8 protein-coding genes and 1 pseudogene are annotated in these 19,598 nt (G+C 61.0%); 1 reads left to right on the forward strand and 8 read right to left on the reverse strand.

The features are described from left to right. Nucleotide 1 precedes the first annotated feature (1 nt). The gene (locus L6639_RS19775) at nucleotides 2–9,289 is read right to left on the reverse strand and encodes a hypothetical protein (RefSeq protein WP_237863282.1); all 9,288 of its coding nucleotides are present in this window, start codon (nucleotides 9,287–9,289) and stop codon (nucleotides 2–4) included. A 445-nt stretch (nucleotides 9,290–9,734) separates the two neighbouring features. On the opposite strand from L6639_RS19775, the gene L6639_RS19780 reads away from it, so the two are divergent. Next, nucleotides 9,735–10,361, forward strand: a complete 627-nt coding sequence (locus L6639_RS19780; protein WP_237863283.1) for a hypothetical protein — start codon at nucleotides 9,735–9,737, stop codon at nucleotides 10,359–10,361. Nucleotides 10,362–10,683: 322 nt separating this feature from the next. Here the strand turns inward: L6639_RS19780 and L6639_RS43070 are convergent. From L6639_RS43070 to L6639_RS19825, 7 genes and pseudogenes are all read right to left on the reverse strand, one after another. Next, nucleotides 10,684–11,854, reverse strand: a pseudogene (locus tag L6639_RS43070) (methyl-accepting chemotaxis protein); the annotation flags it as partial. Nucleotides 11,855–12,329: 475 nt separating this feature from the next. Further along, nucleotides 12,330–13,958: a methyl-accepting chemotaxis protein gene (locus L6639_RS19800; RefSeq protein ID WP_237863364.1), complete on the reverse strand. Its 1,629-nt coding sequence runs from the start codon at nucleotides 13,956–13,958 to the stop codon at nucleotides 12,330–12,332. Nucleotides 13,959–14,243: 285 nt separating this feature from the next. Then, nucleotides 14,244–15,593 carry an MFS transporter gene (locus L6639_RS19805; RefSeq protein ID WP_237863285.1) on the reverse strand — a complete coding sequence of 450 codons (1,350 nt, stop codon included), beginning with the start codon at nucleotides 15,591–15,593 and terminating at the stop codon, nucleotides 14,244–14,246. A 114-nt stretch (nucleotides 15,594–15,707) separates the two neighbouring features. Next, complete coding sequence (locus L6639_RS19810) at nucleotides 15,708–16,760, reverse strand: 2,5-dihydroxypyridine 5,6-dioxygenase NicX family protein (protein ID WP_237863286.1); 1,053 nt, start codon at nucleotides 16,758–16,760, stop codon at nucleotides 15,708–15,710. Then, nucleotides 16,741–17,631 (reverse strand): alpha/beta fold hydrolase, encoded by an 891-nt coding sequence (locus L6639_RS19815; protein WP_237863287.1) that lies wholly within the window; start codon nucleotides 17,629–17,631, stop codon nucleotides 16,741–16,743. The genes L6639_RS19810 and L6639_RS19815 overlap by 20 nt, the downstream gene beginning before the upstream one ends. Further along, nucleotides 17,628–18,314, reverse strand: coding sequence for an isochorismatase family protein (locus L6639_RS19820; protein WP_237863288.1), 687 nt, complete (start codon nucleotides 18,312–18,314; stop codon nucleotides 17,628–17,630). Before L6639_RS19820 ends, L6639_RS19815 begins: the two co-directional genes overlap by 4 nt. Nucleotides 18,315–18,377: 63 nt before the next feature. Beyond that, a complete protein-coding gene (locus L6639_RS19825; RefSeq protein WP_237863289.1) occupies nucleotides 18,378–19,589 on the reverse strand; it encodes an FAD-dependent monooxygenase in 1,212 nt (403 codons plus the stop codon). Between the last annotated feature and the right edge of the window lie 9 nt (nucleotides 19,590–19,598).

A 19,598-nucleotide genomic window follows, 5' to 3' on the forward strand; every position in this document is an offset into this window, starting at 1 on the left:
ATCACAGCTCCGTTGGCAATAGAGTGACGTCGAAATAGGACGAGAACACCGCCCAGTCGTCCGACTGGCATTTCGCCTTCGAGATGACGTCGGCAATCTGTTCGGCCGCCGGGCTCGCATAAGCAACCGGTTGCGCCGGCGCTTTCGATTTTGACTTGCCCTTGCCTTTTGCGGCCGGGCTTGGCGGGGAAGCCGCCTGTCCGAACGCGTTCCGCGAGACCTCGGACATGACGGAAGGGTCCGTCAATTCGGCAAACTGCACCCGGCCTTCGGAATCCGGCAGAAGGTAACCACCCTTTTTGTCGCCTCCCCCCTTGCTTCCGAGCGCGGGCTCGTTGTGCGAGGCGGTGACCGAATAATCATAGTCGATGAAGCCGACGGAGAACGAGAAAGTGAAGGTTGCCTCACCATGGACGTTGCCGGCAGCATCCTGACCCAGGCTGACATAGAGCGTTGCAGCAAAGTGGAAGATCCAGATGCTGGCGCTGCCGGCAGCAAGGAACGTTCCGTACAGTTCAGTGCTGCTGACGCCGTCGACCCGCAGCACCCTGATGAAGGCCCCGACCTGGATCTGCACCTGCGCCGCCAACGGTCCGAATTGTAGTGAGCCCCCGCCGCCAAAAAGGAATGAGGCTTCAAAGCCGCGTATGCCGTCCGCCGCCGCGAAAATCGAAAAATAACCCGACCCCGCAAATGGAAGGATACTTATGGTGAAGGGGCAGAGTCGCGTGCCAAGCGACGTCTTGAACAAGGCCTCGCTTTGCGTGAACGGCAGTTCGGCCGAGACGTCGAGAATGACGTTGAAAAACGACACTTCACCGACGCCGATGCTACCGAGATTGATGCCATAACCCGCCTCGAGGCCAAGCGTACGGGCAAGCGGCCCGATATGGACGCCGCTGCCGTTGCTTGGAGTGAGGAAGGACTGCAGCTCCGCTGCAAACTGCAAATCCTCGCCGATCTCGTAGTCGAGATAGGAGACGTCGAAGCGCGGCTTGGAGTCGCCGCGCGCCTCGAATTTTGCGCCGCCGAACCGGAGTCTTACGGCGTCGATGAAATCGCCGACCAGCTTGACGTCGAACGCCCCGAGCGTGCCGCTAGCCTGGAAATCCGCCTTCTTCGGCGCCAGCAGGTCGACTGTCAGCCGGGTCGACAGCACGAACTGCGCGCCCTGCTGTGCCTGGAAGATCGAGCCTTCGTTCGGCTCTTCGGTGACGGTGCTGGAGAAGTCGTAAGAGAAGACGGCGCGGGCGGGCACCAGCTGTGAGACCGCATCCAGAATCGCGTCGCGGAAGGCGGCGACGTCGATCAGCGACAATATCTCGCCCCTCAGCACTTCCTGGGCCAGCGCCTTGACCCGATCCGCGATCTGCAACGGCGCGGCCGTGCTATCAGTCCAGCTCGAGAAGAAACGCAGCAAATTATCGATTTCAGGGGTCGCGGCCGGCTTCACCGCCGGCACTGCAAATGCGGCAGCATCGGCCAGCACACCGACCTCCTCTCGCAGCCGATCGCTCTTTTTGAGGGCGTCAAGCGAGGCATTCGGATCGTCGACGTTGAATGGCGGGGTGGTTGGCTTGAAGACGGGCTGCGCGAATAAGGCCCGGCGCGCCTGCAGACTGAACAGCGGGCTGTCGATGTTGGTGGCGGCGGCGTCGCGCGCCTCGGCAAGGTCGCCGTATGTCTTCGCCAGATCGCCGATGCGGGGCTGCACCTTCTTGAACAACGCGCCCTGGATCAACCATGGCAGGCCCTTGGCCCGCGCCTGCAAGGCGCGCCACTGGGCTATAGCGGCAGCTTCCGCATCGAACAGTTCGCGGGTGAGCGTGAAGTACTTTCCATTCAGATCCTTCAGAAACCCGCTTAGCTTGACCGAATTGTCCGCGGTTACACTCATCGCGGACAGGTCGGCGAAACGCTTGGGAACAACGGGGACCTGATACTGGGCCACCGAGTCCGCGGTTGTCTTGATCCGCTTGACCGCATCCTTCATCCCGGCGAATTCCGGATTGAGATCGATGCCGAACCCAGCAATTCCGGTCCCTACGGCCTGCAGTTGGGTTTCGAGAGTCGCCACCAGCTTGGAGGCAAACGAGGCGCTGCTAGTCAGCAATTTGATCGCAAACTTGATCCCTTCGGTGAGCTTGGCGACCAGATCGGGCTCAGTCGCGTCGAAACCGGCTTTGAGCGTGGTGAACTTGTTCTTGACCGTGGCATCGAGATTGGGAACTGACGTCGAAATGTACTCGGCTGCTCCACCCAGCAGCGCTCCGGCAGCGATGACCTTGTCATGCTCGATGACAAAGTTGTCGATGCGCCTGATGGTGGCGGAAAGGGTTTCGCCCAGCGTCTTCGCCGAGTCGAACACCGCGCGGATGTATTGCGCGAAGCGATCGGAAAAATCCTTGTCGATATTGTCCCAGCTGCCGTTGCTGGCGACGAGGGTGAGTACCGCGCGCAAGCGCACCAATGTCTTGACGCTCTGGCAATACAGCGTGCTGACGTCCCCGCGCAGTCCGTAGTCAGGGGGACCAGCACCGATCAGGAACTTCTCGGTCAGATCGGCGAAGTTGACGATGGGCGTGAGGCTGTTGGGATCCATGCCTGCGTTGGTCATCGCCTGCTTGATCTTGGCGACATTGCCTGCATCGGCAAGCTCTGTCTTTACATTGGCAACACTGACGGCCGCCGCGTCGAGCGCCTTGACGGCGGGCAACAGCGTCTTCATCGGCTCGCCGCTCGCCGGATCTACCGGAACAAGCTTCGCGTTTGCATCATTCTTTGCGACGAGATCTGCGTAGGTCTTGCATGCGAGCACTTCCTTGGCAAACACGGCGTCGCCAGTCGGACCATTCACGATCGCGATGAGCGCGTTGTTTGCTTCCGACTGGAGCGCTGAGAATTCCTTGGTAAGACTGCCGTTGATTTTTGCGAACGGGCCCGAACCAACCCCGAAGAGAAGGCCGGCAAGCATGTCCAGTTTGGCGAGCGCGTCGCTAATCTTGCCGTCGCCAATATCCTTGGCGGCGCCCTGTATCTTATCGATGATTTCCCATGCCCTTTGCGCCGCCTTCAGCATTTGCTCGAATGCCGGCGTTTGCGTGATATCTGAGGTCACGGAGTCGAGGAAGGCGTCAAGCTCATTGGTAACGATATAGACGGCCTGCTGGTTCGCAGCTTCGAGCTTGTCCTTGATGGACTTCTTGGCGGCGCTGACAGCCGTTTCCGCCTGGATTTTCAAATTGCCGACGAAGTTTGCGACCACCTGATTGACAGGCTTGCCGTCGAGGATGTCTGCCACCCCCTTCTTGGCGAAGGTGGCGACGTCGAGCGCCAAATCCTTCTTGAACTTGTCGACGATCGCGGTCAGGTCGGCATCCATGGCCTGGCCGGTCTGCTGCAGCAGCGTCACGAGATCGGGCGGCGCAAGCGTCAGGCCCAGCGTCTGGTCGAGTTCCGCCTTGACGTCGTCGTGGCCACTCAACTGGTCGTCGATGAAATTCGCGATTGCGGCCTTGTCCAGCGCCTCGTCAAGCCGAGCTTTCAGCACGGCTAGCGGGTCCTTGAACACCGTGATCGCCTGGGCGAAGTTCGCAAGGACCTGCTGCACTTGGCCTATCGCAGCCTGCTTCAAGCGGGCAAGCGGGTTGGCGGCGATGCGATCGAGCGCGTCGGCGAACGCGTGACCGCTCTCGTAGATGTCGCCGAGATCGAGCGCGAGTTGGATCGCATCGTTCTCGGCCGCCGCCAGCGCAAGCTTGCTGCTGAGATCCCTCAGTCCGGCAGCGATCTCGGGAAACACATCGGTCAGGCCGAGACTGGGCTTGTCACCGATTTTTGGCGGTCGCAGCTTCGCATCCAACGCGGTCCATTGCTCATTGAGCTTGTCGACGACCGTCTTGAGCGGGACGAGAATCCGCGCATGGATGTCCTCGACGACCGACTGCGCCCCGTCGTTGAGACTGTCGAGCGCGCCGGAGCCGAATTCCAGGGTTTGCCGCAACAGCGGCGTCGACTCGAACAGCTTGCCCAGACCAAGGAAGCTCAAGAGGTCCCTGAAGGTGACAACGCCGAGAATCTTGGCTGATCCGCTGAAGAACCCCTGCAGAAGCTTGAGGGTATTGGCGACGTCGTCCTTGGGCGACGGCGAGCGCGTTCCAACGACGAGTTGCCGGGACGGGTTGGCCGGAGCCGGCACCGCCGCGGCCGTCGTTGTCGCATCAAAGAAGGCCGCCAGCGAAACCAGCGTCTCGAATTTGTCCGGATGTTCATCCTTTATCAGCGTCGCGTCAGGCGAGACGGATACCGGCATGGGCGTGTTGGCCGGCGGCGCAGACGCTGCGTAGTTGATCGTTCCGCTCGCGCCCATCGGCCCCTTGCGGCGGCCGATTGCCACGATGTCCGAGTCCGGACGGCCAATGGCGCCGCTGCGGTCGCCATTGTTGCCCATCGACATGCTTACGCATTTGCGCAGGTCGAGGAATATCTCCATCGGATTGGCCGGGTTCTCGGCCGAGCGGTCGGAAAAGCCGAGCCGCACATAATGCCCGTCATACTGCACTTCGACGGAGTTCGGCTTGCCGCCGCTGAAGCGCTCGACGTGCTCGAGCCGGACCGATGCACTGCGCATGGCCGGATAAAACGGTGGCTGCTCTGCGCCCTCCAGGATCGGCGTCGTCTTGTACTCGCCAAGGTTGCCGGCCCAATCGCTGTTGAGCTCCGCGAGCCGCGCGTGGACGTCGACAAAAATCGACTCGGTCTTCAGCGAGCAATCGCCGGGCTTCCACTCCGGCGCAAAGCGGATTTTCTGAAGCCCGAGCGCCAAAGTTCGTCGTGCGGTCCAGATTCCGGTTTCACGATAGCGCTCGATCAGTCGCTTGAGAGAGGCCGCGTTGGTCGCGGCGATGTTGTCGACGAAGATCAGCGGCATCGAGGTGACCGCGCCGTCGAGCGTCAAATCGAACTTGACGAGACCCGCGTCGGTTTCGTTGATGCGCGGCCAGAAGGCAAGTCCGGGCGCGCCGTCAAGCCCGATCCGTCCTTGCGGGGATTCCGGCTTGTCACCCTTCGGCAGTTCGTAGGGGTCGCGCAGGTCCGGCGTCTGCAAGGTCCTGATCGTGACGTCCTGCGCGCACCATAGCCGGCCCTGGAACGCCTGGCCGATCGCAGGATAGGCCTGCGATTTGCGTCCGACGCGGAGGAATATCCGCTGCACCAGAATGGCTTTGACGCCGTTGTTCTTCGTCAGCAGAAACAGCCGCTCGGTCAGCTTGACCAGAGATGCGCGATGACCGAGCGGGAACAGATAGCCCTTGTAAACCACCTCCCCGACGATGTCTCGGCCAATGACAATCTCGGCCCGCCATCGCTCGATCGAGAAGCCGTCAAAGATCTTCTTGCCCCAGAGATCGTCGAGGCCCGCCGACGGGTAGAAGAGCGTATCGTGAGTCAGCGAGCCGCCAAGCGCACTGAGCCAGAGTTCAGTGACGCGCAACGGCTGCGGCCTTTGCACGGCCTGGCCATCGTCCGCCTCCATGATCGGAAACAGGTCGCCCGGCTCCATCTGTCCGGAGTTTGCAACCAGGCCGCCGGCGACCTCTGAATCGGGAGGGTCGCCTTCCCGCGGCTTGCGCTTGCCGATCACCGGCAAACCATAGGCCGATGACAGCAGGACCAACTCGTGACGATCGTAGGCATCGAGTGTCGCGCGGAACAGCCGCCAGTCGCTCAATTGCGCGCGCGCCTCGTCACGTTCGCACAGCGCCCTGAGGATACGCCAGATGCGGTCCTTGAGCGGCGGTTTGCAGAACAGGTCCGGCGTTTCGGGTCGCGCCGTGCCGGCAGGCTTGAGCGATTCATTCAGCGAGCCTGCCGTGAGAGTCCCGGCGTCCATCTGCTCCGGGCCGATGAACCACGGCGCCAGAGGCCCGCGCGGGGGGGCTCCCTGACCGGGCTTGCGGATCGGGGACGGTTCCTCACCGGGTTTGAGCTGCTGGGTTGTCAGGCGCGACAACGCCAGCGGCCGGAAGTCAGGCGAGTCCACGATGCGCAAATCGGGTTCCGCGCCGTCCAGTGACAGCCGCGTCGTCCACAACGGCTTGCGCGAATGGCTGGTTTCGCCATCCTTCAGCACAAGGTTGTCGTCCTTGTCCGCGAGCGGCTGCACCAATGGCTTCGGCGTGGCGCAGGACAGTTCGTTTCGCACGTCTTCGGGCAACAGCCTGTCCGCCAGCCACACGGCGTCCTGGGCCGTCGACAGGGTGAGGCGTGCCGGGAGTTCGATCGCGGTCTCGAACTTCTCGGGCTTGCGGGCAAGCGAAGCGCGAATCTCGCCGAGCCGTTGCTCGGCCGTGACGGATCCGAGCGTCAGCCCCTGGAACGCGAGAATATCGGCGTCCGTCAGGTTGGAGGCGCGTTCACCGATCGGCGGCAGGATGCCGCTCGGATTTGCGGTGAAGAGTTTTCTTGCGCGAAGCGTAACTGCCGGCTCGTGCCGCGACCAGTCGGTCAGGGCGTCGAACGTGAACGGCAATTCGGGATAGGTGAATCCGCCGCTCGCCGGCGTCGACGGTGCGGCGCCGGAAGTGGGGTTCAGTCCTGTCTCTTCCGGTGTCGCGCCGGGGGCAGGCTGGCAGTTGACATGGAAGGCCAGTCGGCTCCTTCCCGACAGCCGCGCCTCGCTGAGCCTGTCGAACGACGGCGCCGCTACGATATTGTCGATGAAACCCTTTCGTTGTTCATCCTCATGCTTGCCGCGGTTCGGATCGTCCTTCGCAGGCCGGTTGGACGCAGCCAGGTACTCCACCAGCCTTTGATCGAACGACTGCGCCGGACTGCCATCTGCCGGCTGCAACTGCCCGATCCTGGCGTCGCGGTAGAAATCCCGGAAGACACCGTAGAGCGGTTCCTGCTGCTCCAGAATCGTCTCGTTGCGAAGCGCGTTGGCCAGATACACCTCATCAGGCTCGACCTTCGGCGCGGGGGCCCCTGTAACGGGAGCCGGTGGCAGAACGGGAGCCAGCAGCCGTGGCGATCTCTTCGCATCTTCCTTGATGAAAGCATCGATGCGATCGAACATGGCCTTGATGGCGTCGGTGATCGTCGCCGTGCTGATCTTCTGCGCCACCGGGCGCGTGAGCGCCATGCCATCCGGATCGAGCGCAAAGGGGCCGATGTAGATCTGTTGCGGCTCCGGCAGGCCGGCGCGCCGTGCTTGCTGGGAAAACTCGTCGCTGAAAACCTTGAATGCCTCGCAGGCGGCCTTCTTGGTGGGATCTTCCTTAGTCGGATCCTCCTTTGGCGGACTGCTGGTGTCGAACACTTTGTAGGCGTTTATCTTCCGGTCCCGCACATCCTGGCGGTACTGAAGGAGATCTTTTCGACCGGCCTCGGTCGACGTATCGAAGCTGGCAAGCTTGCTGATAATCTTGTCGCGGCTGAAGTCGGGATCGTCGAGCTGGATATCCGGAGGCGGCAAATTCTGCCGGAAGATCGCCTCCTCAAAAACATGCTGAGGGTCGAATTCGGCGACCAGGACCGGGCGGTCGTCGCGGAACACGCCCTTCTCGACCTCAATCACCCTGCAATCGGGATGTGCAGGACGAATGACCGGCTTCGGACAAAGCACCAAGTTTAGATCGAGGAAGCGGAATCGCAACTTCACGAGATCGCGGTCGCGCGCGACGGTCAGCGTCGCACGCGACAGATCGAACTGCGCAACGTTTGCCGTCTTTTCGAGGGTGGGCCCGACCCAGACGTAGCTCGACGCGCTCGCTCGCGGAAGCTCACCTGACTTGAGTTCATCAAGCCGCTTGCCGTCCTCATAGAGCAGCCGCAGGTCGGCGGCCTCGAAGGCAATCGAACTGTGGCTAACATCGCTGAGCGACAGATTGCTAGCGAAAAGGCTGAGATCAACGGCAATGCGCCGCGCTTCGAACGGGCCGGCTTCTCCGGCCCGATCGAACACCGCCCAGATCGACGCGGTACTTGCGCCGGCGCGATCGCCAACGGCGGCCAATGCGTCGGAATTCTGGGTCGAATCCTGCGGGTTGGCGCAATCCTTTGTCTGGTCCGACTGAGGCGCGGGACACGGTCCGGGCGCACAAGCCAGAGCCGCAGGCTGGCCGGGCACGATTGACTGCTTACTCTTATCCGCCGTATCGGGCGTCTTTTCCCGCTTGGGCGGCGCATCGACAACCAGCCGGCCAACGAGGGTACGCATTTCGAAGCCCGGGCTGCCGGCACTCGGTTTTACGTCACCCCAAAGTGCATATCGAAGCACCGTCGGCTTGCCGGCGGGGGCCGCCTTTGCCTTTGGCAAGGAGGTCTCCGTTACAAACAGGCTCGCCGCCGGAATATCCCTGGCCGTTTTGCCGCCGTCCGACGACAAGCTGATTTGACACGCGCCAAAGCCCAGCTTGGCAAATGTCTGGCCCTTGCCCGGCATCAACGGGGAGTCGGTGCGGCGCGCCTCCCAGCCGAGGGCCGACGTATCGGCAATTTCGATATTGGTTCCACCGGCCTCACCGAGGCGGAAGAACGACTGATCCAGCGTCACCGGCTTGTCGGTGCCTGCGACACCGCGGAAGAATGGAGCCCCTTGCCCAAACCCGTACCAGCCGAACGTGAAGCTGTGGGCACGGGCGCGACCGTTGAAGGCTGATACGACGGCGCCGGCGCTACCGGTTATTCGCCAGACGCAATCCGGAAGAAACTGGAGGTTGGGCAGGATGGCGGGCTTGTCCGAAGCCACCACCCGTCCCTCGAACATCTCGGAGAACCGCGTCCTGGCTTGCGCCAGGCCCGGCGGCGCCTCAAGGAAGTTCTTTTTCGACACGAAGTCCGCGAACGCGATCTCACTGCTCTTCCAGGGCGTGTTCGCTTTCTTCGCATCGTTCCAGAGGCCGGTGATCAGGCTGACGTTCCAGTGATCAACGACCTGCTTGTCCTTGTCCTTGACGATCTTCGGCTCGAAATAGAATTCGAGCCTTACGAACTGGCTGCCGCCAAAGCTTGCTTGCCGGACCCTGAGGCGCTTGCTCGCATCCGCGCCCACCACGACCAGCTCGAACCAGGCTTTCGGTCCGAACGCCGAAGCCTGCACGCACCATTGCGATCCGGGGTCAGGAGAGTTGGGATTTTCCGGGACCTCGCGGACGGCGACGGCCCTGCCGCCGTCCAAAAGGTCGATGCGCAGCACTTTCGCTACCACGTTGCCGGCGGCAGCCAGCGCAGCTTCGATCGTCAGCGCAGAGCTTGCCGCGCCCGCGAGAAATCCACGGCGAGACAATGGTATCTTGAGCGGAGATTGCGACCCGACGGGACGCGGCTGAATTTCCTCTTCCGCAATCGAAACATGGTGATGCGCCATGTTGCCCCGCGACTTCTAACTGCGCGCTGAAAATGACCTAAGGAAGCAAACTCGAGATATTCACTGCAATGACTCAAACGCGAGCCAGCCAAAAGTTTAGGTTGAAGATCGTCGTCGAGTCTCGGCGCCCGCATCACTGCAAACAATTGTCCACAACTTCCTGTTGAATGTTGACAGAGAACCGAAGCTCACTATTCTGGGTTGAAAATGACCGATTAAATTCAAGAGGCCGTCAGGTCTTGGGGAAGCGAGCGTCGAGACCGTGAAGCAGAACGACAGGGGCTGCGAGACGGACCAGATCTCTTCCGATTTGTCACTTCCGCTTTGCCGGCAGCGGCCGGTGTTTCTATTTGGAGCAAATTGCATGCTTCGGAAATTTCTTTGGATCATTTTGGCTTGTTGCGGGGTCACCCAGGTGTACGGAGCGCCGACGACCTGCGAAACCAGCGAACAGTCGCTTTGGAATGCAAGCCTTATCAACCAAGCGCTTGAAAGCAAGCTCGCGACGCTTTTTCAATGCATCGACACCTCGGACCCGACAGAGTACAAGTTGAGAGACGCCACTGCCTGTAATTGGTTTGTCGGAAAATCCCTGGAAACTGTCTGGAACTTTTCCGATTTCAAAAATGGCGACGGGTACTTTACCGCAAACGAACTGGCCGATCGGCTTTCCCAAGGTGTCTTCTCCCACTGGAAGGCAATTGGGTCAGGCGATCAACAGGAAGCAAACGACACTGCTGCAATGCGCGCGGCCGACAGTAATCCGGTCGTCGCCGCCTGGCAGTCGAACGGCCCGACGGGGCACGTCGCGCTGATCATTCCGGGCGGGCTCGCCTTCTCCTCGAGTTGGGGCGTAAATGTGCCGAGGAGCGCGAGTATCTCGCTGAACGATATCAATGCGGCATACATTGGCTGCAGACTTTCGAACGCCTTTGGCGCGAATAAGAAGAGCGACGTTCAATATTACTACCGCGATCTATTGCCCTTCTAGGTACCGATCTTGCGCAATGGTATCGCGGAAAATGCCGCTAAAGCACCAGCGGCGGAGTGCGTCACCCATTCAGCGTATCACAAAGTCCGTCTTCGCGGCTGTAAGCACTGCTTCATCCAGTTCTGCATCATCCCGCATGACCATCGCTATCAAATTCAAAGCCCAGATTTTTACACGCCGGCAGCGCCGCCCACGGCCATGTCACGTAGGTGCGCGGGCCTCCTCACGTGAATTCGGCCGTTTCCCCATCGCACCAGGCCCACTGAACTGTTGGGGTCAACTCTTCCATTTCCTCCCAACGCATGCCTCAATTGCGTCTACGTTACGCCTCGCGGATGTTTGCCATTAAGCGGTCGAGTTCGGTTCGCAGACGGGTGCTTTCGCTCGACAGTGTCTTGGCCGAGTTCAGCACCTCTTCCGAAGCCGAGCCGGTCTCGGCGGCACCTTGGTTGACCTGGCCGATATCGGTGGCCGCGGTCAGCGTGCCCTGCGCGACGCTTTGTACGCTGCGAGCGATCTCCTGGGTGGCGGCGCCCTGCTGCTCGACCGCGATCGAGGTCGCGATCGTCGAGATCTGCTCAATGGTGGCCGATCTCCTTAATCGCCGCGACCGATTCCGGAGTTGCGCCCTGCATGTGGGCAATGTGCGACGATATCTCGTCGGTCGCCTTCGGTCTGGCTCGCCAACGACTTCACCTCGCTTGCAACAAACACAAAGCCACGGCCGGTATCGCCCGCGCGCGCCGCCTCGATCGTAGCGTTAAGCGCGAGCAGATTGGTCTGCTCGACAATCGCGGTGATCAGTTTCACGACATCGCCGATCCGCTGGGCGGCGCGCGACAATTTGCCGATGCGGTCGTCGGTCTACTTAGCCTGCACGACGGCAGCCTCCGCGATCCTGCTGGAATCCGGGTTTGGCGGCCGATCTCGTCGACCGAGGCCGACAACTCCTCGGTCGCAGTCGCGACCGATTGCATGGTGGAGGAGGCCTGCTGGGAGAGGCCGGCGACCTGGCTTGACAAGATCTGCGCCGTTTCCGCGGTGCGAGTCAGGGTGGACGCTGCGGATTCAAGTTGTATGGCGGAAGCCGAGACATTGGCGACGATGGCGCCGACCACGGTCTCGAAATCGTTGGCGAAACGGATCAGTTCGGCGCGGCGCGCTGCGCTGGCCCTTCTGTTCTGGGCTTCGCCGGCGGCCGCATTGCGCTCGGCTTTCGCAACTGCCTGCAGCTTGAACTCCTCGACCGCTCTGGCCATTTCGCCGATCTCATCCTTGCGGCCGAGACCTGGCAGCACGACGTCGAAATTGCCGGAGGCAAGCTCACGTATCGCCCTGCACATCGCGATCATCGGGCGCGAAATGCCGTTGCCCAAGGTCAGCGCCAGCACAATACCAAGTGCCATGCCGCCGAGCGCGAGCATCAGGATGAGCCGCTCGGTTTCCTCGATCGCCGCACCAGTGTCGAACTCGATGCGCTGCTGGTCGGTCGACATCTCCGACCAAAACTCAGAAACTTGTCGAATGGTAGTTCAAATCGAGGAGGCGCAACCACCGATACCGACATTCGGTTCAAGTTGCGATCTGACCGAGCCCCCGCCTCTCGAACGCGGTGGCCATCCTCTAAGCTATTGATTTCACTGGTAGCAATAGGCCTTTCCGTCACGCTTTGTTCACGGTCGTTTCACCAATTCGTTGCGACGTTCTTGAGACCGCGACCCGTTGGGGCGGGATGGCACCTGCAACCGGGCATTCCTGTGGAGCACGAGATAAAACTGTCAACCTCGACAGGGAAAAAGAAACATATCTCTTAAAAATGGCGACCCAACGCATCAAAACGTCTAATGGTCGCGTGATCATCACGTAAGAACTTCCACCCAACCGCCATGTGAAAGGCGGAGTTGCCTCGCGTTGGGCGCGGACGTCTCAAGTGCCTACGAGCGATGCGCCGCTGGCAGGAACGTCCGGTCAGGCGGCTCGCATTTTGGTCAGAAATTGGTCTACCGCCGTACGCAGCATATCCGACTGATTCTCCAACCCGCGCGCGTTAGTGAGAACGTCGCCGGCTGCTGTACCGGTGGCGGCCGCTGCGGTGCTGACGCTGCCTATATGGCCTCTGATTTCGCTGGAACCCGCGGCAACGGACTGGATGTTGCGCGCAATTTCGCTTGTCGCAGCACTCTGCTCCTCGACCGCGGAGGAAATGCTCAGCGTGATGTCACTCATCCTGGCGATCGTTTGCGTAATTCCGTTAATGGCGAGAACTGCGTCGTTTGTGGTTGCCTGCATAGTCTCGATCTGCGCGGAGATCTCCTCCGTTGCCTTTGCCGTCTGATTGGCAAGCGCTTTAACCTCGGCTGCCACGACAGCAAATCCGCGTCCGGCGTCGCCGGCACGCGCCGCTTCGATCGTCGCGTTTAGGGCCAGGAGATTGGTCTGCGTGGCGATACTATGGATGAGCTGGACGACTTCGCCGATCTTTTCGGCTCCGCTTGCCAAGACCTGCACCGTAGCGTTTGTGCGCTCAGCGTCACCAACAGCTTGGCGCGCGACCTCGGTCGACTGCAACACCTGTTGCGATATCTCCCTTACCGACGCAGATAATTCTTCGGCGGCGGCGGCTACCATTTCGACGTTCCCGGACGCTTTTTCTGACGCAGCGTCGACGGTGGACGCGCGCAGACTAGCATCGCTGGCGGTCGTCGTCATAATATCCGCTGTGCCCTGCATATCGGCGGCTGAAGCGGCGACCGCACGAACGATGCCATCGACGCTTAGCTCAAAATCATTCGCAATGCTCTCCAAGGTGGCACGGCGCTCGGCAGCCGTGCGTCGTTGAGCTTCGGCCGCGATCTGCTCCAGCCCCCGAATGCGAATCGCGCTTTCCTTGAACACTTGGACGGTCGCGGCCATTGCGCCGATCTCATCTTTCCGACCTACACCTGGAATGTCCTGTTCGAGTTCGCCGTCAGCGAGCCGCCTCATGCACGTGCCAAGTACTGCCAACGGTTTAGTGATGCTGCGGCCGAGGAACCAGGCGATGACACCCGAGACCAGTCCGATCACGATGATGGCACCCCCGAGCGACCACATGATCGGTTGCAGCTTGGCATCAAGATCATCCAGATACGCGCCGGAACCGACGAACATGTCCCATCCGGGAATGCCTACCGCGTAGGACAGCTTCCTGATCGGCTCCTTTTCGCCGGGCCTCATAAACTCGTAACGCAGCACGACATCGCCGTTCGCCGCCACGCCGTCCCGCAGTTCGCGGATCAGCGCACGTCCGTTGGTCTTGCCGTCAAGACGATTGACCCCAATTGTCTTTGGATCCTGAGAGGCGACCGCGACACCTTCCATCGTATTTGCGAAAATATAGCCCGCGCCCTTGTCATACGTCATCGTCTGAGCACGGCGGGAGAATTCAGCAATTGCAGCCTCTTTGGTGAGTTGGCCTGCCTCGACTTGCTTCTGCAAGCCTAATGCAAAGTTCTTGGCGATCTCGACGATGGCGCGGGTCTGTTCGACACGCGAATTGATCATTTCCTTCTGCATCAAATAGCCCGCAAGCAATCCAGCTGAGAAGAGGCCCAGCATTGAGATCGCAACTAGAATGCTGATCTTGGGAGTGATCGGCAGGTTATTGAGTGGTTTCAAGGAACGTCTCCAAGGCAACTGCCCGGCGGGCTCAGGCGCATAGATTATTGCTTGTATACAAGTGATCTGTTTAGGTTTCGTTACAGCCGCTACAAGTCGGCCAACACTTGCGCCAAGTTGACCAGGATCGGATGACGGAGTGCCAGCTCCTTTCCAGTGCGCATGCATCGACGAGATGAGCAGGTCGACAACCCTCATCTCGCCGGTCAAGCCCTTCCACCAGCGTCAAACGCTCGACACCGACGCAGCCTTCATCGTGGCCTCCGTTTCCGTGTCGACCTTGAAGCCCTTCGCGGACAAATCCCGGCCGAGGGTCTCGGGCAGCAAAAGAGAGGCGAGAATGAAGACGGCCGCAGCGGGAAGGGCCACCGCAACCATGCCGTTGAGAAGGCTTCCGCCGAAATGGGCGGCCGCAAGTGGCACGATCACAGGGGCTATGCTGCCGAGCCCGCGACCTCCCATATAGAATGTAGACACCGCTGTCGCACGCAGGTTGACCGGATAGAGTTCCGAGATCCAGACGCCCGTCACACCCAGCGCGACGTTGCCAATGCCGAAGCCGATGTAGAGCCAGAACATCGGCCACTCAGTCTTCGATCCTACGTAGAGCTGGCTCCCCCACACAGCCATACCGACCAAAGACCCGACCCAGAACAGCGCGGGCACGAGGGCTCCGAAGCGGCGGCCAGCCCTGTCGTTGAAAAAGCCGTTCGCGAGGTAGCAAATGCCGCTGACCACCGAGAGCAGAACGGCTGTCGTGCGAACGACATCACCTGGCGTATGCATATCGCGCAGCAGCAGTGTCGGAATAAAGGAGACTACGCTGTAGTAGCAGAGCATGTAGCTCATCAGCCATACGAAGGCGATGACGGTCTGCCGTGCCAGCCCATTGCGGAAGAGATCCGCAAGGGGAAGTGTGCGGGCTTCTGCGGTGACCTGACCGGCCTTGCGTTGCGCCTCATACTCCAGCCAGATCTTGGATTCAGGCATAAAGAAACGAATGAAGATGATCAGCAGGATGGGCACACCGCCACTCAGTAGGCCGATGCGCCAGCTCCACTCGTCGCTGAACGTCGCAATCAGCCAGATGCCAACGATTGAAGCCGTGGATGACGCGATCACGGCACAGCCTTGGAGCGCGGCCGCGCCCAAACCTCGGCTGCTCCTTTTCCAGGCCTCGTTGAAGAGCACCATGCCTACGCCATACTCGCCGCCAAGACCGATGCCCGTGATCAACCGCAGCACGGCAAGCGACCAGTAATTCCATGCGAAGGCCGAAATGATCGCGGCAACCGAGAACAGCGCGATTGTGAGTTGAAGCGAGGTCTTTCGGCCAAGTCGATCACCAACGATCCCAAACAGCGCGCCGCCAATGGCCGACCCAAACAATGTCAGAGCCTGCAGTGAACCGACCTCGGCCAACGATAGCGACATCGACCGTTGGATCGCGGGCAAAAGAAACGGAAAGATCAGAACGTCGTAGAAGTCGAGAATGTAGCCCAGCATCGCCGAGATCATAATCGAATACCGTTGCCTCGCCGTGTAATCTTCCGAAGTTCCGATCGCCGTAGACATGTGGTGCGCTTCCCGTTGAGAGAACTGGACAATTGATGGTCGTTATCGAAACGCTTTCTGCGTCGTTGGGAGTCGCAAATGCGGCTCCGGGCACCGATTTTGATGCGCGGGGGCCTAGCGGCCCGGCGCTCTCAATTCCGGATAAGCAAAGTCGCCCTTGTCGAGGATGTGGATATCGTCGAGCCACAGGCTGCAGCCGCGAAGCGGGATATCCAAATGACACGGCGTGTCATTCGTACCGCCGAGCTCCGTGTTCGGCCCCGTCGAGAACAGGACGTTCCCGTAGAAGGAAAGCGCATTCATGATGTGCTCCGACGCGAGCTCCTGGGAGGCGGCGATGTGGTGCCAGGTGGCACGCTCGTTCGATCCCCAGCCGATATGCGAGATCGCCCAGCCGCGCGGATCGCCGAAACTGTCGATATAGCTTTTGATGAGGAGCGCGTCGGTGCCCTCGCCCTTGAGGTCGACGATATAACCGTCCTTCACGGTCAGCGTGACCGGCGACTGGATGTAACGCTTGAACGCGCAGAGGATGTCACCGGGCATCAGCACGACCGTGCCGTTGACCTCGCCATCAGTCGCCTGAGTGAAGGCAAAGCCTGACGGGAAATGATCCCAGCGCCCGGGCTCATCCGTGTATCCGTATTCGGAAATGACCGGGTATTGCTTCAGGCCATAAGTTACGTCCGTTCCGCCGGGCGACGTGATCCGCATTTTGCTGGCCGACTGGAGGAGGGTTCGAGAAAGCTCCGTTCGCCGGCGCAGATCTTCGGTCGGGAACATCTTCTTGAGGATGTGGAACGGCTCCATCACGCGCAAGATGCGCGTGCCCGCTTCCTGAATTTCGGCTTGCTCGCGAGAGAACAGCAACCCCAGGAGATCGATCACCATGTCCACGCGCTTGAGCGTATCAATCGCCGGCTGGTTGCCCGTGAGCGCATGCCGGCCCTGCAGGCCCGCGACCTTGCCCTGGCCGTATTTGGGCACGTTGAGATGAAATGTCGTTGCGCCGAGGCTCTGCGCGGCCAGCATGAAGGCCTGGGCGTATTCCTGCTGATCCTCGCCGCCGCTCAGGACCGCAACGACTTCGCCCTTCGTCACCTTGCAGAGTGTCAGCTCGGCCTTGAAGAGCTCGAGCATTTCAACATCAACGATTTGTCGGGGCATCTTCACTGATCTCCTGTTTGCCGCACTTAGACACGCGGCCTTCGAACCGATCGCGTGGTCGCGCTAGAAGCTCTTCGACGATCGAAAGGAAGCCCTCGGTATCGTCGATCTGCATTTGGTGACCCGCGCTTTCCAGCGTCCTGATCGCGATCGACGGCAGCAATCCGCGAATTTCCGCTTCATCTTCGGGTCGAATGACCCCTCCCCGCCCGGCGACGATCAATGCGGTGGGAACGCCGAGATGGGCGAGGTCGCGATGAATGTCGTCGTGATGAAAGCCCTTGTGGCTCTCGACGAGCGCACGCTCGTCGCAGGTATGCATCCACTCGGCCCGGGTGCGAATGTGCTGCTCGGGCCAGCGCGGAGCAGAGGGGCTTCGCAGCGCCGCGTCAGCTTCTCCGCGCTTCGCGCTTTGAAGCAATTTAAGAAGCGGTTCGACCGGAATCGGATAGGCGCGGCGTCCGGGACCGGAGACCGGCGGATCGACCAGTATCAGTTGCTCCATGGACGATGGCCGCCAACGCGCGGCGCGGATTCCGATGCGGCCGCCCATCGAGTGGCCCAGCAGCGTATAAAGGCCCATTCCAAGCGCTTCAGCGAACCCGATGAGGTCGGATGCGTATGCGTCGAGCGAATAATTGAGATGCGGGCCGCTTTCGGAAAGGCCGCGACCGCGGACATCGAGCACGAAAACGTCGTGTCCGGAGCACAGGCGTTCTGCGATGAAGGCCCATTGCGCCGCAGTCGTCGAGATGCCAGGGACAATGATGATCGCCGGCCCGGCCCCGCCGAACCGCAAATAATGCTGCCGAATGCCGTTGGCGTGCACATTGGCGCCGTAAAGCAATCCGGATGCCGCGGCGCCGCTCACGTCTGCTGATCCTTTGTGTGGTCATCCGACAGCGCGCGAAGCCGCTCGATGGCGACCTGCGTCGGCATGACATCCGCGTATTTGCTGGCGATATCGAACAGGTTGACGGCGTGGGACGTGGGCGAGCGGTCGTAGACCGCATCGCTCGGCACAATTGATTTGAAGTTCAGCGCGCACGCATCCACGACGGAGGCCCGCACGCAGCCGCTGGTCGTGCAGCCGGTCACCACCAGCGAGTCGACGCCGGCACCGATCAGATAGGTCGCAAGCGGAGTGCCGAAGAACGCGCTTGCCTGAGTTTTTGGCAGCAGCAACTCGCCGGGCTGCGGAGCCACCTCTCGGACGAAGTCGTAGCCCTCGGACGGGATCCGCATGATACCCGGGATCTTCGCGGAGAACGCGCCCTGGTCCTGGCCTACCTTCCGCGCGACATGCGGGAAGATCACCGGCCGTTCTTTCTCGCGAAACAACCGCACCAATTCGGCGATGTGTGCGATCGCATGCCAACCGGCCTCGCCGCAACTGGTGGGGTATTGCTTGATCGCGTCGCGGATCGGCATCGGCCGGTCGCCGACCGAACGATACTGCACGTCGATGACCAGCAATGCCGGTCGTCTGCCGAATCCCGCCGCACCACCCAGCCCTGCGAGGGCATAGGTTTCGCGCTCCTCCAGCGGTATCACGTCGTCCCAGGGTTGCCTGGTGTCAGTCACTGTTGCGCTCCAGAGGTCACAATCGTGAGCATGTCAGTGAAGCGGCGCGGTGGCCGCGTCGTACTGGTAGATCCAATCGTATCGCGCAGCCGTCGCGTCCGGTGCCCACTGGGTCTTGATGTAGTCACCCGCCGTCTCCGGCTTGCACAGCGCCTGGTTATGAAAGATCGGCAGCATGCCGGCCGCCGACTTTGCGACCTTGGTGGTGCGATCGAGCCGCAGGCCCTGATACGTCTTGAATACCGCCGCGAGGTCATCGGGATTCTCCTCGAAGCAACGGGCGAGGACGGATGCATCCTCCAGGGCCATGTTCACGCCCTGCCCGAGGTACGGCAGCATCGAATGGCAGGCGTCGCCGAGCAGGGTGACGCATCCCTTCGACCACGTACCCAGCGACGGCCGCACGAACAGTCCCCACTTGTTCAGGGTATCCACATTCTTGACCAGTTCGATGATGTCCGGATGCCAGCCCTCGAAGTCCTTCAGGCATTCCTCGACAGAACCCTTCTCCGACCAGGATTCGAGGAGCCAGTCGTCATGATCGACCTGGCCCGAAAAGGTCATCATGACGGTGTTCTGCCAACGGACCGGATAGGCAGTGACATGAGCGGTGGGTCCGATCCAGGTTGCCACCTCGGGTTCGCGCTGATGCGGCGCAAGGCGGTCGACGGGCACGAGACCACGCCAGGCGATGGCCTTCGTGTACTCGCTCTCGATGTTGCCGATGAGGCCAAGACGGACCTTCGAATGCGCACCGTCAGCGCCGATCAGCGCGCGCCCTTCGACTTCGGAGCCGTCAGCAAGCTTGGCCCGAACCCCTTCGTCGTCTTGACTGAACCCGACAACGCGGGCGCTCAGATGAATGGCGCCCGGCTTCAACTCGCGCACGCCGTCGACGAGAATCTTCAGCAGGTGAGCACGGAGCAGCAGATAGGGCTGATTGCGCGCCGCGTCGGAGCTGCGGTTGTAGAGGGGCCACCTATCACCGGTGTTCCAGAGCCGGATCGAGCGTCGCTCGGCTGCGATGCAGTTCTGCTCGACCTGTTCGGTGAGGCCGAGATCCCGAAGAACGCGCACGCCGTTCATGGAGATCCAAAGGCCGGCTCCGACCTCGCGCAACTCGGACGCTTGCTCAAATACGTCACAATCGATGCCGCGACGAAGCAGCGAAAGCGCCATCGCCAAGCCGCCGATGCCGGCGCCGGCAATGAGGACACTCGATTTACTGACCTGTTCAAGAGTCATGATATCTCC

Origin of the sequence: Bradyrhizobium zhengyangense (assembly GCF_022012555.1) — a bacterium.
In the GTDB taxonomy this organism is placed as follows: Bacteria; Pseudomonadota; Alphaproteobacteria; order Rhizobiales; family Xanthobacteraceae; genus Bradyrhizobium; species Bradyrhizobium zhengyangense.

What these genes read in the sequence shown, in the direction of transcription:
- L6639_RS19825 (WP_237863289.1), bottom strand. Translation starts at nt 19,589, where the DNA reads ATGACTCTTGAACAGGTCAGTAAATCGAGTGTCCTCATTGCCGGCGCC.
- L6639_RS19810 (WP_237863286.1), bottom strand. Translation starts at nt 16,760, where the DNA reads ATGCCCCGACAAATCGTTGATGTTGAAATGCTCGAGCTCTTCAAGGCC.
- L6639_RS19780 (WP_237863283.1), top strand. Translation starts at nt 9,735, where the DNA reads ATGCTTCGGAAATTTCTTTGGATCATTTTGGCTTGTTGCGGGGTCACC.
- L6639_RS19800 (WP_237863364.1), bottom strand. Translation starts at nt 13,958, where the DNA reads ATGCTGGGCCTCTTCTCAGCTGGATTGCTTGCGGGCTATTTGATGCAG.
- L6639_RS19805 (WP_237863285.1), bottom strand. Translation starts at nt 15,593, where the DNA reads ATGTCTACGGCGATCGGAACTTCGGAAGATTACACGGCGAGGCAACGG.